General features: G+C 67.3%; 9 protein-coding genes. 6 read left to right on the top strand and 3 right to left on the bottom strand.

What is annotated here, in order from left to right; genetic code table 11:
* Positions 1-64: 64 nt before the first annotated feature.
* Complete coding sequence (locus ACIP5Y_RS43645; RefSeq protein ID WP_400359398.1) at positions 65-2,926, bottom strand: FHA domain-containing protein; 2,862 nt, start codon at positions 2,924-2,926, stop codon at positions 65-67.
* 100 nt (positions 2,927-3,026) lie between these two features.
* On the opposite strand from ACIP5Y_RS43645, the gene ACIP5Y_RS43640 reads away from it, so the two are divergent.
* Complete coding sequence (locus tag ACIP5Y_RS43640) at positions 3,027-4,514, top strand: metallopeptidase (RefSeq protein WP_400359396.1); 1,488 nt, start codon at positions 3,027-3,029, stop codon at positions 4,512-4,514.
* Between the two features lie 34 nt (positions 4,515-4,548).
* On the opposite strand, the gene ACIP5Y_RS43635 is transcribed toward ACIP5Y_RS43640, so the two are convergent.
* Positions 4,549-6,078, bottom strand: a complete 1,530-nt coding sequence (locus ACIP5Y_RS43635; protein WP_400359394.1) for an FHA domain-containing protein — start codon at positions 6,076-6,078, stop codon at positions 4,549-4,551.
* A 183-nt stretch (positions 6,079-6,261) separates the two neighbouring features.
* On the opposite strand from ACIP5Y_RS43635, the gene ACIP5Y_RS43630 reads away from it, so the two are divergent.
* From ACIP5Y_RS43630 to ACIP5Y_RS43610, 5 genes are all read left to right on the top strand, one after another.
* The gene (locus tag ACIP5Y_RS43630) at positions 6,262-7,845 is read left to right on the top strand and encodes a serine/threonine-protein kinase (RefSeq protein ID WP_400359393.1); all 1,584 of its coding nucleotides are present in this window, start codon (positions 6,262-6,264) and stop codon (positions 7,843-7,845) included.
* Positions 7,846-7,879: 34 nt separating this feature from the next.
* Positions 7,880-9,109, top strand: a complete 1,230-nt coding sequence (locus ACIP5Y_RS43625; protein ID WP_400359392.1) for a hypothetical protein — start codon at positions 7,880-7,882, stop codon at positions 9,107-9,109.
* Between the two features lie 22 nt (positions 9,110-9,131).
* Complete coding sequence (locus tag ACIP5Y_RS43620; protein WP_400359390.1) at positions 9,132-10,346, top strand: hypothetical protein; 1,215 nt, start codon at positions 9,132-9,134, stop codon at positions 10,344-10,346.
* A 182-nt stretch (positions 10,347-10,528) separates the two neighbouring features.
* Positions 10,529-10,858, top strand: coding sequence for a WXG100 family type VII secretion target (locus ACIP5Y_RS43615; RefSeq protein WP_397006615.1), 330 nt, complete (start codon positions 10,529-10,531; stop codon positions 10,856-10,858).
* 49 nt (positions 10,859-10,907) lie between these two features.
* Complete coding sequence (locus ACIP5Y_RS43610) at positions 10,908-11,210, top strand: WXG100 family type VII secretion target (RefSeq protein WP_400359388.1); 303 nt, start codon at positions 10,908-10,910, stop codon at positions 11,208-11,210.
* 87 nt (positions 11,211-11,297) lie between these two features.
* On the opposite strand, the gene eccCa is transcribed toward ACIP5Y_RS43610, so the two are convergent.
* Positions 11,298-15,323 carry a type VII secretion protein EccCa gene (eccCa, locus tag ACIP5Y_RS43605; RefSeq protein WP_400359386.1) on the bottom strand — a complete coding sequence of 1,342 codons (4,026 nt, stop codon included), beginning with the start codon at positions 15,321-15,323 and terminating at the stop codon, positions 11,298-11,300.
* Between the last annotated feature and the right edge of the window lie 103 nt (positions 15,324-15,426).

Genomic DNA, 15,426 nt, shown 5'->3' with positions numbered 1-15,426 from the left:
GTTCATCAGTCTGCCTGCTGAACCCGCAGGGCGCGTACCCGAACCGATACTTCGCACCCCCCGCTCATGCCGCGGACTTCTTCAACCGCAGTCGCGACCAGGTGAACAGCGCCAGCACGATCAGGATCACGGCCAGCATCCCCATGTCCAGGGCCCAGTAGACCGGCTCGTGCTGCCACAGCGTGTCCGCCTGCGCGGACGCCGACAGCTTCCGGATGTTCACCGTCGACCCGCCCGCCGAGTAACCCCAGCGCGCCGGGAACAGCCAGGAGACCTGGTTCAGCACGATCCGGTTCGTCACCGGGATCATGCCGCCCGCCATCACCAGCTGCCCCATGATCACGACCACCAGCAGCGGCATCACCTGCTCGCTGGACCTGGCCAGGCTGGACAGCGCCAGCCCCAGCACCACGCAGGTCACCGCCGTCATCGCGATATCGGCGTACAGCTCGACACTGCCCGGCGGGATCACCACACCCGGCCCGGGACCCTTCTTGAACGCGAGCACGATGCCGATCATCACGGCCGCCTGCAACAGCGCCGCCAGGCTGAACACGATGATCTTCGACATCAGATACGAGCCGGAACGCAGCCCGACGGCCCGCTCCCGGAAGTAGATCGCCCGCTCACCCACCAGATCACGCACGGTCAGCGTGGAACCCATGAAGCACGCGCCCAGGATCAGCACCACCAGCAACTGCTGGGCCTCACTGCCGCCGCTGGGCACGAACGTGCCGTCCGGCAGCTGCGTGAGCGCGCCCTTCTGGAAACCGGCCTTGCCCTGCACCACCAGCGACAGCGCACCCAGCACGAACGGCAGCACCACCAGGAACGCCAGATAACCGCGGTCCGCGAAGATGAGCCGCACCTGCCGCCGCGACAGTGTCGAGAACTGTTTGAGCGGACTGGATTTCGGCGCCTTCGCCTTCTCGGCCGGTTTCGCCGGCGGCGGTGGCGGCGTGAACGCCTGGCGGGAGCGGAAATCCGCGAAGGCGCGGTCCGGGTCGGCGGCGACCCGGGAGAAGATCTCCGCCCAGTCGCTGGTGCCGAGGAACTCCCGCACCCGGCCCGGATGCCCGGCGTAGGCGGTCTTACCGCCGGGCGCGAGCAACAGCACCTCATCGCACATGTCCAGGCACGCAACCGAATGCGTGACCACGATGACGGTGCGGCCCGCGTCCGCGAGCTCGCGCAGCATGGTCATGACCTGCCGGTCCAGCGCCGGATCCAGACCCGAGGTGGGCTCGTCGAGGATCAGCAGCGACGGACCGGTGAGCAGTTCCATGGCCACCGAGGCGCGCTTGCGCTGACCACCCGAGAGCCGATCCACGCGGGTATCGGCGTGCTGGGTGAGCGAAAGTTCGTCCAGCACACCCTCGATGACGGCCTTGCGGTCCGCCTTGCTGGTATCCGGCGGCAGCCGCAGCTGGGCGGCGAAGTTCAGCGCCTGCTTGACGGTGAGCTGCCGGTGCAGCACATCGTCCTGCGGCACCATGCCGATGCGGGAGCGCAGCGCCTCGTATTCGGCGTGCAGGTTGCGGCCTTCGAAGGTGACCACGCCCGAGGACGGATGTGTCGTTCCCGCAATGACTTTCGACAGCGTCGACTTACCCGCGCCGGACGGCCCGATGAGCGCGGTCAGCGAACCGCGACCGGCCTGCATGTTCACGTCGACCAGCAGCTGCTTGTTGCCTTCGACGGTGAATCCGACGCCGTGCACGTGCAGGCCCTGCTCGGCGACCGGCCGCTGCCGGCGCACCAGCGTGCCCTCTTGCACGACGAAGTCGACGTTACCGATGGTGATGATGTCGCGTTCGCGCAGCACGGTGCGCTGTTCGCGGCGGCCGTTCACGAAGGTGCCGTTGGCCGAGCCGAGATCCTCGATGGCCAGGCCCTCACGGTCCCGGACCAGGCGCGCGTGCTTGCGCGAGGCCAGCGGATCGTTGACCACGATCTGGTTGTCGCTGGTGCGGCCGATGTTCAAGCCGCCCTGCGGAATCCGGTCGGCGCGCGCGATGGCGGCGGTGGCGGCGCGGGCCCGCACCGGCGGCAGCATCGAGGTGTCGGCCTTGGTGGTCATATTGATATTGACGGCCGCGTCCTGGTTCGGCGCGGGTTGCACCGGCTGCGCGGCGCTCTGCGGCGGCTGCGCTTGCGGCCCGCTCTGCGGCGGTACCGGCGGCTGCTGCTGGCTGGGCGGTTGCACCTGATGCTGGGGGCGACTCACCGGCGCCTGCTGCTGGCTCGGCGGCTGTTGCGCGTGCGGCTGCTGGCTCGGCGGCTGTTGCACGGGCGGCTGTGGCCGGCTCGGCGGCTGCTGTACCGGCGGCCGCTGGAAGTTCGGCACGGCCGGTTGCACATTGGAGACCGGCTGGTTCTGCCAGGGCGTCGCGGGCGGACGATGCTGCGGGTTCGGCACCACCGGCTGCGGGTGCGAGGCCTGCGGATTGGGCCGCGCCTGTGGCGGATTCGCCGACTGCGCCGGAATCGGATTGGACGGCTGCCGCTGCCCGTACGGTTGCCCCGGCGGTTGCTGCGCGGGCGGTTGTGGCCGGACCGGCGGCCGCTGCTGCTGTGGTGCGGGCCGCTGCTCGGGCACGAATCCGCCGCGGGCCGGCGCGGGCAGCAGGTGCAGCAGCGGTCCGGTGATGGCATCGCCGAGCCGCACCTGGGTGGGCCGGTTGATGACGATCGGGGCGGTGAGCCGCCGCGCGTCCACGAAAACGCCGTTGGTGCTGCCGTTGTCGGTGAGCTTCCACGATCCGCCGTCGTAGGACAGGATCGCGTGCACCCGGGAAACCAGCGGGCTGTCGACGAACAGCAGCACTTCGGGGGCCCGCCCCATGGTGATCTGCTGGCTCGCGTCGAAGACCCGATCGGTTCCTGCATGACGCACGGTGATCTGCTGCGCCCCCGGTGAAGACATGGGCGCAGCATAGTATGCGGACGCCCGGACCATGGTGTTGCGTTTATCGGCGGTATGGCCGATACCGGGGTGGAGCAGGAACGGTCGGCGAGGAGTGGACGTGGCTGGACGCCAGGGGGTGGCGGTACCTCCGCGCCGGTGGGGTGGACTGTGGCGGGCGGTGGTGACGCTCGGCATTCTCACGGTGGTGGCGACGCTGTTGACCGGTTGTATACGAAGTGTTCACGGTCGGGCCGTGTCCATCTACGACGACCCGTTCAAGGTGGCCGGATTGCCCACCACCAGCGGTCCCAGTGGTCCGCGGGCGGGCGTCCCGGATGCGCTGCTGCGGCCGGCCAATACCGATGGCGGCGAGATCGACCACCTGGCCATGAATGCCATCGAGGACATCGAGACCTACTGGAAGGGTGAGTATCCGGCGGATTTCCAGGGGGATTTCGTTCCGGTCACCAAACTGTTGTCGTGGAGTTCCCGCGCGCCGCATTCGCAGGATGTGGAGTTCTGCGCGGACACCACCTACCGGCTGGACAATGCCGCGTACTGCGGCCTGGACCATTCGATCGGCTGGGATCGCACCATGCTGCTGCCGTCGGTGCAGGACACCTTCGGGAAGATGTCGGTGGTGATGGTGCTGGCCCACGAATACGGGCACGCCATTCAGAGCATTGCCAAGCTCGTCAGCCGCAAGACGCCGACCATCGTCAAGGAGCAGCAGGCCGATTGTTTCGCGGGCGCGTTCATGCGTTCTGTCGCGCAAGGCAATTCGAAGCATTTCCGGATCAATACTTCCGACGGCCTGAACGCGGTGCTGGCCACCACGGTCGCCATCCGCGACCAGAACCCGGAGGATCCGGAGTCGGTGCACGGTTCGGCGTTCGAGCGGGTGACGGCCGTGCAGATCGGCTTCACCGACGGGCCCAAGGGCTGCAAGGCCATCGACATGCACGAGATCGAGCACCGGCGCGGCAATCTCCCGCAGACCAACAACGCCGATCCGGCGCACGGCGAGGGCACTGTCGATCAGGCCGCCCTGGAAAACCTGGCCCGGGCCATGGCCGCGATCATGCCGATCGGCAAACAGCCGAAATACACCTTCGACACCGCGAAGATGAACTGCCGCAACGGCGCCGACACCGCACCGGTGACCTACTGCCCCGCCACCGGCATCATCGGCACGGATCTGTCCGCCCTGCGTCAGCGTGGCGCCGCCGACACCGATGAGCAGGATGGGTTGCCGGTCAAGGTGACCGGCGTCTACACCGCCTACCTCGTCTTCATCTCGCGGTACGCGCTGGCCGTGCAGCATGCGGCCGGGCAGGAGCTGACCGGCGCGAAGACGGGATTGCGGGCGGCCTGCCTGTCCGGGGTGATCACGGCGAAACTGGCCGATCCCGATCGGTCCGGCGCGTCGGGCGGGATCACCTTGTCCTCGGCCGATATCGACGAGGCGGTATCGGGCCTGCTTTCCGACGGCCTGGCCGCCAGCGATACCGACGGCAAGACCGTGCCGAGCGGCTTCTCCCGCGTGGACGCGTTCCGCGCGGGCATCCTGGGCAGCCAGCAGACCTGCGCCGCACGGTATTCGTGACCCGCCGGACCAACGGACCGAACGGCTGTGGCGCCTAGCCGAACGGCGGTGGCGCGACCGGCTCCAGCCGCAGCATCCGATTCCCGAGCATGATCTCCGCGCCCGGCGTCAGGGTCAGCGGCTGATTCGGTTGCAGCCGAACCCAATCCCGATAACCCGGCAATCGCACCCGGGTGCCGTTCGTCGAGCCCCGATCCACCACGGTGACATCCCATTTCACCAGCCGGATTTCGGCGTGCGCACGGGACATGCCGCCGGAGGAGTCCTCGATCCGCAAGGGCGACAGCCCCGCCCGGGCCGCGTCGGACTGTTCCGGATCCCGGCCCACCACGGCGTCGGCGGACAACATATAGGTGAGACCGTCGTCGAGCACCAGCATGCCCAGTGGCGGCCGGATCACCTCGGCGACCTGCTGGGTCTGATCCACCGGCATCCCGCAGACCGTGCAGAACGCCGCGCGCGGGTCACTGGGATGCGCTCGCGCGCATTTGAATCCGAGCACCTTCACGGTGAGCGCACTGGCCTTGGCGGTGGCCTCCAGCCGCCGCTGCAGATCCGGATCCAGTTTGGGTGCGGGATTGGTGCCGGCCGTCTCGGGCGCCCCGCCCATCTCGGTCGGCGCATGATGCAGATCCACCGCCGCAACCGAACCGACGGCTTCGGTCGCGGGATCGGCCGCAGGTATATCGGTCTCCGGATCGGCCGTCGCAGCGGGAATATCGGTCTCCGTCTCCGGATCGACCGGGGAGACCGGTAATTCGGCACTCACCCCCGAATCATCGGAGTCCGACGATCCGGCACGTACCCGTGCATCGGCCGGGCGGTCCACGCTCGACTTCGATTCGCGCTGGATTTCCGGGGTTTCGGTGTCCAGGTAGAGGTCGGCCGGTAGTCGGTTGGAGGTGCGGGTCGGAGTCAGGTCGGGGTCCAGCGCGATCGGCCGCGGTTCCGCGTCGAAGGCGGCGGTCGGCGGCGGTACCTCCGCCCGGTGGCGTCCCGCCTCGGCGCGCGCCGAGGGCCGGGGGCGTGCGGCGTCGCCGTCGAACCAGACCACGGCGCCCGCGGCCGCCGCGACACCCTCGATCAGTGAACCGATTCCGCGTTCGGGCAGTTCCGGTGGCCGGCGGCGTTCTTCGTCGATGAACAGTGCGGCGGCCCGCGCCGGATGTTCGGCGACGCGGTCGACGGTGAAGGCGGCATCGCTGCCGCGGTAGTACTCGACGGCCTGCCCGGCCAGCACCGCGGTGACCGAGCCGTGCAGGAAGATGGCCACTCCCCCGATGTCCGCGGCGGACAGGATGCCGAACTCGATGGCCTCCCCGGGTGAAATGCGTTCGGCGTCCTTCATGAGCCAGCGGGTGGCGTGCCGTGCCACCAGCCGCCCGGGACCGTCCGGTGCCTGTTCGGTGGCCGCCGTGACCAGTTCGGACAGTGCGCGGGCCGCGACCGCGGCCCGGGATTCCGCTGTCAATCGGCCGCGTTCGCGGTGCGCGACCACGATCAGGGCTCCCGCCACTCTGCTGACCACATGATTGCCCGCGACAACCTCGACCTGCCGATCCATCAATGGAACCGGCCCCCGGACTGGGCAGGGCAGGGCATGTGCAGCACATGGACCAGGTTACGTGCCGTCGCGTCCGGGCGGCGCCACACGCCGGGCGGCGCCGGGGTTATCGACCCGGACACCTGGTCAGCCCTCCAGTAAGCTCCGGCTAGCACCTACCGAGTCGACCCAGGAGTTCCGAGCATGGCGATGAGTCCCGGCACCATCGTCGGCGGCTACCGAGTCGTTCGGGTCCTCGGCTCGGGCGGGATGGGCACCGTCTATCTCGCCAAGCATCCGCAGTTGCCGCGCATGGACGCGCTCAAGGTGCTGTCGGTGGATCTCACCAGCAATGACGAGTTCCGTGGCCGTTTCGAACGCGAGGCCAATGTCGTTGCCGGGCTGGATCACCCGAATATCGTCGCGGTGCACAATCGTGGTGAGGAGAACGGCCGGCTCTGGATCGCCATGCAGTACGTGGACGGCACCGACGCGTCCGCGGAGATGAAGCGTGACGCCACCGCCATGACCCCGCTGCGCGCGCTCGGCATCACCGCGCAGATCGGCCGCGGCCTGGATTACGCGCATCGCCGCAATCTGCTGCACCGCGATGTGAAGCCCGCGAACTTCCTGCTCACCACGGTGGACGGCGAGGAGGAGCGCGCGCTGCTGGCCGATTTCGGCGTGGCCAAGTCCACCGAGGACACCACCGAGCTCACTCAGACCGGCAGTTTCGTGGCCACCATCGCATATGCGCCACCGGAGCAGCTGGCGGGCGATCATCTGGACCACCGCTCCGATCTGTACAGCCTGGCCTGCTCCTTCTATAAGATGCTGACCGGCCAGAATCCTTATCCCGCAACGCAGCCCGCGCTGGTGATGATGGGTCATCTGCACGAGCCGCCGCCGCGTGCGACGGCCGTCAACCCGCATCTGCCGGAGGCGATCGACGCCGTCATCGCGCGGGGTATGGCGAAGAACCCCGCGGACCGCTACAACTCGTGCCGCGAGTTCACCGATGCGGTGGCCAATGTGCTGACGCCCGGCTGGAATCCGCTGGGCAACAACACCTCACCGACCTATCCGATTCAGGTCGCCCCGCCGGGTCTGTTGCACCGCGGTGAAACCGGCAGCTACACGGCCGCTTCCGCCACGCTGACCGGTACGCAGCAGCGGACGGCGCCGTCGAAGAAGCGACTACGCCTGTACATCGGTGCGGGCGCGGCGGCCGTGGTCGTCGCGCTGGCGGTGGGCATCGGCATCGTGACCCTGGGCGGTAGTGACAGCAAGAATGTCGCGGCCGCCAGCTCCACCGCGCCGGCCGGCACGACCGCGGCCGCGGTGCCGGCGACGCTGGATCAGGCCCGTCAGAACAATCCGGCGTTCCAGGGCAAGACCGTCACCATGGTCGATGTCACGGGCACGCAGTACGACACGAAGTACAGCATCTATCTGGACGGCACCCCGCAGGCGAAGTTCCTGGAGAGCCTCGGCTTCGTCTACAACTTGAATTACGCGCCCAATGGCAACGAGCCCTCGCCGCGGCCGTCCGGTGACTGGGGATCCCTGACCGTGCCGGACAATTCGTACATCATCGCCGTCCGCAGCGATGAGAAGGCCGGTGGCGGTGGACTACTCGGCCTGCCCAGTGAAATCACCAGCTCACGGGCCGTGGTAATTCCGCTCGACGATGCTTCCGCGGTCGCGGCCATGCGCAATTGGACGCCCGATTCGCAGCAGACCTTGATCAACAAGTTGGTCCCGGTGCTGCACAACCGCGTGAAGTAGGGTGTGGCCGATCGGCCATTTCGAGGGGGAGAACATGCGGAAATTCGTGCGTGCGGCGGTGACCGCGGGGACGGCGCTGGCGGTCGTCATGACCGCCGCCTGCGGATCCGATTCCGGGCCCGCGAAACCGGCGTATCCGCCGGAACCGGCCATCGACCTGTCGAAACTGGATACCGGCAATCTGGCGACGCAGCCCAAGCTGTACGGCAAGGCGGTCAATCTGGATCAGGCGCGGGCGCTCGAGGCGGAGCGACTGGCCGATTACATTCCGCTGCCCGTCGAGGTGGATCCGGCCGTGAAGTACGCCGGCCAGCCCATGGCCGCGGCGATCCGCCCGTTCATCGACTTCGGGTCCGGGGCCATGAAGCAGCGCATCGACGCCGACGCGGGCGCCATGAACGCGGCCGCCAAGGGCTTCGTATCCGGATTCGTCACCACCGGGAAGTCGGACGAGGCCGACGAGCTGTCGTACGAGCTCGAGAACATAGTGCTGATCTTCTCGGACGAAGCCTCCGCCACCGCCGCCGCGCAGGCCCTGGGACAAACCGATCTCACCGCCGACCATCCGAAGCAGCGGGTCTCGATCGACAAGTACTCGGCCGCCTTCGCCTACACCGACGACACCATGCCCGGTCTCATCCGATCCTGGTACGCCACCGGCAAATTCGTCGTCTTCACCCGGGTCTTCGACAATGTCATGGGTGCGTTGAAAAACCAGGATCAGGCGAAACTCGCCGCGCACGTACAGCGCAGCCTGGATGTCATCCCGCCGGCATTGGCGAAATTCCCCGCCACGCCCAGCGACAAGCTGGCGGACCTGCCGATCGATATGGACGGGGTACTCGGCCGCACCCTGCCCACGATCCTGGACGACGCCTCGCAGGCGGGTATCCCCGGAATCTATGAACTGCACGGCGGATTGCAGCTGATCCAGGGCGACGACGACACCAGATCGCTCACCGAGGCCGGCGTGGACCGGGTCGCCTGGAAGGGCGGATACGTGTTCCGCACCCGCGACTATCAGTCGGCGGAGAAGCTGATCGATGAGCGCGCCGAGACCTCGCGGACCTTCAAGGCCATCGATCCGCCGCCGAACCTGCCCAATGCCGTGTGCCGGCAGTATGTCGGTCCCGCCTTCGCCGCGATCTCGTATTACTGCTGGGTCGCCCACGATCGCTACGTCGCCGAGCTCTCGGCGAACCAGTTGCTCGACGTGCAGCAGCGCATTGCCGCGCAGTACGCCATGCTGGTCAACGCCCACTGACGAAGTGCCGAGGGAACATTCGATGCATTCACGACGAATTCGGTGGGCCGCCATCGTCATTGCCGCGCTGGCCTTGACGGGTTGCGGCAGTACGCGCAACGGCACCGCCCTGCCCGGCGAGATCGACGTCCGGAAACTGGATGTCGGCAGTTACAACACCGATCCGCTGGACCTGCGCTATCACTACTTCCACGCCCTGGACAACGGGACCACGCTGGCGACCATGCGCCTGGCCGGGCAGGTGGTGGTCGGGCCGGATGTCGATCCGAAGCTGAAATACGGCACCGGGACAGCCGGTTTCAGCGATACCGACGGGGCCACCCAGGTGCTGGCCGCCAATGCGGCGCCCGCGCTCACCGGTAACGGGATGATGTTCGGTGTCGCCGCGAGCGCCGCCGACTCCCTCGGCGACGCGGGCAAACGCGTCAAGGAGGGCATGTGGACCTCCGTGGTCGTCATGCAGTTCCCGGACGACGCGGCCGCGGCCAAGGCGGCGACCGAGCTCGACGATGCCGATTTCGCGGTCGCGGCGGATGTCAATCAGCGCGTCTCGCTACCGAAATACGCGGCAGCGCATACGCATTGGCGGCCCGGCATCGCTTCCATCGGTAGTTACATGGCGCACGGCAGCTATGTCATCCACGTCTTCGCGGGGGTGAAGGATCCGAATCTGGATCAGCTGTCCGCGCTCGCGCAGCAGGTCTTCGACGCGCAGGTGCCGCTGCTGGATTCGCTGAAACCGCTTGACCGTGAAGCCATTCTACGTTTGGACTACGATCCGGACGGTATGCTCCGGCAAACTCTCAGCACCGATGGCTTGGGTATGCCCGATCTGACCTCCGAAGGCGTTTACGAGCCGCGCGGATTTCTTCAGCGAGTGAAGGATCAGAGTTACTGGCAGCGCCTGCTCACCGCGAGCGGCGTGGATCGTTTCTCGCTGTCCGGATACAACACCTCGGGCATCACGATGTTGTTCCGGGCGCGGGATCCGCAAGCGGCGAAACAACTCTGGTCCACAATTCTGGATCCGGCTTATCCGGGCGCCGCCGACGCGCCGGCGGCGGTTCCCGATGCGAAATGCGGCGAGTCGGCCACCAAGGATGATCTGACGATCAAACGGTATCGGTGCGCGGTCACCTATCGCCGGTACGTCGCGACCGTGGAATCCGACCAGTTGGCCGATGTGCAGCAGCGGGTCGCGGCGCAGTACGCCCTGATGGCGAACAGCACGTGGTAGCCCGGATGTGAGGTCCGTCTCGCGTGGAGGATGTCACGCGTGACCGGTAAGGGCTGGTCAGCGGTACCGATACTTCGATAGTGTGCTGACGAATTGCTGTAGCAGGGGTGGAACCGCCGGGACGCGACCCACGTCCAATCACTGCATAGGGGTCGTCAGCCCGCGTATCGAAAGGAGGCACCGTGGCCGGTGCATTCGAAGCCAGTAATGAGCTCATCCAGGCCAAGGCCCAGGAGTTCAAGCAGACCCATCAGGAACTGATGCAATTGATCAGCGACCTGAAGCGCGACGAGGAGGCCACCACCGTCGGCTCCAAATGGGAGGGCGGCGCGCGCCAGGCCTTCGATGCCTTCATGCAGCGCTACTACTACCAGGCCGAGAAACTCAACGACAAGCTCATGAACACGGCCGAGAACCTCGTCAAGGTCGGTTCGAACTACGAAGAGCACGACCAGAACTACGCATCCCAGGTCAATGCGCAGATTTCCAGTCTGGATCTGCCTCCGGTCTAACCCGGTTCGAATCATTCGCTTTTCGATAACTCGGCAAAGGAAACAAACTATGTCGGCAGCAAACGGTCAGGTCATCTCGGCGCATTTCGCGGGCGTCGAGGACGGCGCGAACTCCATCCTGCGGCGCGCGGAAGGCATCCGCGACCAGCTGGAGGCCTTCCACCGCCGGGTGGAGGAGTTCGTGGCCAACAACTGGAAGGGCGACGCCAACGACGCGTTCGCCGACCTGCAGCGCACGTGGAACGTCCACGTCGGCCAGCTCAACACCACCCTCGGCGGCGCGGCCACCCTGGTCCGCACCGGCAATGCCGAACTCCAGGCCAAGGACACCGCCCTCGCGGGCCTCTTCTGAACTGCCCAGCGGCAGCAGAATTACGTGCACCCCGGCAGGTATGCCGGGGCGCTCGTGCGTTCGGAGGGGAGGCCAGGCCTCGGACTGTCAGAGGGTGGGTAGCCAGCCGAGTTGGATGAGGTCCTCGCCGGCGCGGGTGCCGTAGGTGCCGCGGCCGGGCGGCATGAGGGCGGGGCGGGTGGTGCCGAAGAGGATGCCTTCGTCGCGGCTGCAGCTCATCACCAAGGAGGCGGCGTTGAGTTCCTTCATGCGGTTGAGGGTGGCCTCGTACATGGCCCGGCCGGCGCCGCCGGAGCGGCGCGCGATGATCACGTGGAATCCGAGGTCCCGGGCGTGGGCCAGGTGGTCGACCAGGGCGTGCATGGGATTGCCGCTGGCGGTCGCCACCAGGTCGTAGTCGTCGACGATCAGGTAGATCTCCGGTCCGCTCCACCAGGAACGATCCTTCAGCTGCTGCGGCGTCACGTCCGGTCCCGGCAGGCGCTGGGTGACGTAGGCGGCCAGATCGGCCATCTGCTGGGTGAATTGCGGCGCCGTCGTGCCGTATCCGGCGAGGTATCCCTCGGGCACCGTGCCGAGCATGGTCCGCCGATAGTCGCCCAGGATGATCCGCGCCTGGTCCGGTGTGTTCGCCGCGCAGATCGACTCCACGAGTGACCGCAGCAGCGTGGTCTTCCCGCTCTCCGAATCACCGATGACCACGAAGTGCGGACTCGACGCGAAGTCCAGGAACACCGGCGCCAGCTCGGATTCGTTGATGCCGAGCGGGAATCGCAGGCATTTGCCGGCCGATTCCAGATGAGCGGGCCAGTCATCGCACAACCGCAGCAGTTCCTCGCGGGGCAGCCGCTCCGGCAGCATCCGCACCCGCGGGGCGGGCCGCCCGGGCATCGCCTGCGCGATGGCCGAAACAGCCTGTGCCACACCGATTCCCAGCGTGGCGGGATCCGGATCGGAGTCGATGCGCGGTACCGCGGTGAGCATGTGCAGGCATTCGGCGGTCATACCGCGACCGGGCCGCCCCATGGGTACCTGGGCCGCGAACTTGCGCCCGAGGTCGGAGTCCATGGGATCGCCCAGCCGCAGTTCGACGCGCGTCCCGATCTGATCCTTGAGCGCGGGCCGCGCCTCCGCCCACCGGTTGAGCGCGATGACCACGTGCACCCCGTACGAAAGTCCTTGCACCGCAAGGTTCATGACGGTCTGTTCCAGCAGTTCGAACTCCTGCCGGAAGATCCCGTACCCGTCGATCACCAGGAATACGTCACCGAACGGATCCTCGTGCACGCCCATGACCGCGGGCGCGGTGGCCGGGTCGGCGGCCCGCAGCCGCCGGAACTCCGGCATGGATTCGACGCCGAGCTGCCGGAACCGCGCCTCGCGCTGGCGCACGATGCTGACCGTCTCGGCGACCGTGCGCCGCACCTTGTCGCCCTCCATGCGCCCGGCGACGGCGCCGACCTGCGGCAACCCCTCCAGCCCGACCATGGTGCCGCCACCGAAGTCGAGGCAGTAGAACTGCACCTGTTCGGCGGTGTGCGTCAACGACATTGCCATTACGAGCGTCCGCAAGGCCGTGGACTTACCGGACTGCGGACCGCCGACCACCGCCACATTGCCGCGCGAACCGGACAGATCCACGATCAGCGGATCGCGCCGCTGATCGTAGGGCCGGTCCACGATGCCGATCGGGGCCCGCAGGGTGGCAACGGGATTCCAGTCCCCGGTGAGCACCGAGCGCGGGATCAGCTGATCCAGGGTGGGCGCCTCGTCCAGCGGCGGCAGCCAGATCTCGTGGGCGGGCCGGCCGTGGCCGCGCACCCGTGACACCAGCATCTGCAGGTTGGAGATCTGATCGGTATCGGGCTGCGCCTCGACGAGTTCGGGCAGTTCCGGAGCCGGAATATGGTCACTGGCACGGAATCCCACATGGTTGGCAGTGAAGGGCCGCGCGGTGGCATCGATATCGCCGCGCCGGGTGGCGACGGCGGTGTCCCCCTGCGATCCGCCGCCGATATACGGCCCGGACACGTAGGCGGACTGGAAGCGCTGGATCTCGCCCGAGTCGGACTTGAGGTACCCGCCACCGGGATTGCCTGGCAGGTTATAAGCGTCGGGCACGCCCAGCACCTGCCGGGATTCATTGGCGGAGAACGTCTTCAAGCCGATCCGATAGGACAGATGACTCTCGAGTCCCTTGAGCCGCCCCTCTTCCAGCCGCTGCGAAGCCAGCAGCAGATGCACATGCAGTGATCGCCCCAGCCGCCCGATCATGGTGAACAGTTCCGCGAAATCCGGATGCTGCGACAGCAGTTCGGAGAACTCGTCCAGCACCACGAACAGCGCGGGCATGGGGTCGAGGTCCGCGCCGGCCGCGCGCGCCTTCTCGTATTCGGAGACATTCGCGAAATTGCCTGCCGCGCGCAGCAGTTCCTGCCGCCGATTCATCTCTCCGGCGAGCGCGTCGCGCATGCGGTCGACGAGGTCGGCTTCCTCTTCCAGGTTGGTGATGATGGCCGCGACATGCGCGACCCCTTCCAAACCCAGGAAGGTCGCACCACCCTTGAAGTCGACGAGCACGAAGTTCAACTGATCCGGTGAGTGCGTGGCGATGAGCGAAAGCACCAGCGTGCGCAGGAATTCCGACTTGCCCGAACCGGTGGCGCCGATACACAGACCGTGCGGTCCCATGCCGCCCTCGGCGGCCTCCTTGATGTCCAGCACCACCGGCAGCCCGTCCGCGCCGACACCGAACGGGACGCGCAGCCGCTCCCGCCCGTAGCGCGGCTGCCAGGCCGTCTCGGGCGTGAAGGATCCGATATCGCCGAGTCCGAGCAGCTGGTTCCAGGTCGAGATCACTTCGCCCGCTTCGCCGGTGGCCTCGGCGGCGCGCTGGGTCGCGGCCCGGTAGGGCGCGAGCCGCCGCGCGGCCTGTTCCGCCTCGCCGACACTGATCCGGTCGATGCCGGCGAACCGTTCCATGACGCCGGTGGCGCCTCGGCCCGAGCATTCGCCGTCCTCCACCACCATCTGAATCCCGCGGGAGGCGGCCAGTCGTGGTGCGTACCCGCACAGGTCGATGACGGTGACGCCTTCGAATCCGGTCTCCCGCAAGGGATCTTCCTCGGCTTCGAGGAGTCCGCCGTCCACCACCAGCACGATCTGTACCAGGTTCGGGTCGGGCGGCTGGTTGCGGGAGTAGCGGACCCGGTTGTACAGCAGTGGTTGCAGGCTCGTGTGCGCCTGCCGGATGGATCCGTACAGCATGCGTTCGGTGCCGACGCCGTCCTGGGATTCCGGATGCTGGGTGTGCGGCAGCCATTTGACCCATTCCCATTCGCGGGCGGTGTCCGGTCCGCAGACGACGGCGACGAGTATCTGATCGGGTCCCTGGAACATGGCGAGCTGCAGCAGCATGGCGCGGGTCATCTCGCGGGCCTGGGCGCGGTCGCCGGTGAGCTGGATGCTCGCGAAGCCCTTCACGGCTATGGCGGTGGGCAGTTCGGGGACGGTCGAATGGGTGCGCACGAAGCGCCTCAGCGACACCGCAGCTATCGGTTCCAGTTCCTCCACCGGGCCGGTCTCCGGGGCCACCAGCCGGGTGGCCAGCCGCTGGCTGCCGAGGCCGATGCGGGCGTGGCAGAAGTCCTTGTCGCCGGGCCTGCGTTCCCACATGCGGGAGGTGCCGGCCAGCATCCACACCAGGCCGGGTTCGGGGTGACTCCATTCGATGGCGGCGCGTTGCTGCTGTGCGGTCACCTCGACGTCGCGGCGTACCTGATCGAGGTAGCGCAGGTAGTCCTTGCGGTCCTCGTCGGCTTCTCCGGCCTTCTGCCCTTTGCCGCCTTGACCTGCGTACATGCCGATCATGGAGAAGACCATCATGACCGGGAACATGAGGCTCATCGGGTTGGTGGCGATGCCGCTGCCCGAGGTGAACATGAGCACGACCATGCCGAGCATGGCGACCACCATGACGAGCGGCATGAGTTTGGTGAAAAGGTTCGCGGGGACCGCGCGCGGGATCTCGGGCGGCGGTTGCAGAGTCACTTCACCGCCCGGTGAACGTGGCGTCTCCCGGCGTGGACGGCGCTGGAACCGGACAGTGCTCATGGATCGGATAAATCCCCCATAGAGTGGCTGGACTGCGGCTCAGTGTACGTCCAGCATCCTCGATGGATTAGAGTGCTGGCAGCATTTCCGCATTTCAGAGCGG

Origin of the sequence: Nocardia sp. NPDC088792 (assembly GCF_044750615.1) — a bacterium.
Classification (GTDB): domain Bacteria; phylum Actinomycetota; class Actinomycetes; order Mycobacteriales; family Mycobacteriaceae; genus Nocardia.
This window is presented reverse-complemented; position numbering and strand designations above follow the sequence as displayed.

Bases quoted from the DNA above. Each gene is read 5' to 3' on its own strand.
- ACIP5Y_RS43645 (WP_400359398.1), bottom strand. From the start codon at position 2,926: ATGTCTTCACCGGGGGCGCAGCAGATCACCGTGCGTCATGCAGGAACC.
- ACIP5Y_RS43635 (WP_400359394.1), bottom strand. From the start codon at position 6,078: ATGGATCGGCAGGTCGAGGTTGTCGCGGGCAATCATGTGGTCAGCAGA.
- ACIP5Y_RS43630 (WP_400359393.1), top strand. From the start codon at position 6,262: ATGGCGATGAGTCCCGGCACCATCGTCGGCGGCTACCGAGTCGTTCGG.
- ACIP5Y_RS43625 (WP_400359392.1), top strand. From the start codon at position 7,880: ATGCGGAAATTCGTGCGTGCGGCGGTGACCGCGGGGACGGCGCTGGCG.
- ACIP5Y_RS43620 (WP_400359390.1), top strand. From the start codon at position 9,132: ATGCATTCACGACGAATTCGGTGGGCCGCCATCGTCATTGCCGCGCTG.
- ACIP5Y_RS43610 (WP_400359388.1), top strand. From the start codon at position 10,908: ATGTCGGCAGCAAACGGTCAGGTCATCTCGGCGCATTTCGCGGGCGTC.
- eccCa (WP_400359386.1), bottom strand. From the start codon at position 15,323: ATGAGCACTGTCCGGTTCCAGCGCCGTCCACGCCGGGAGACGCCACGT.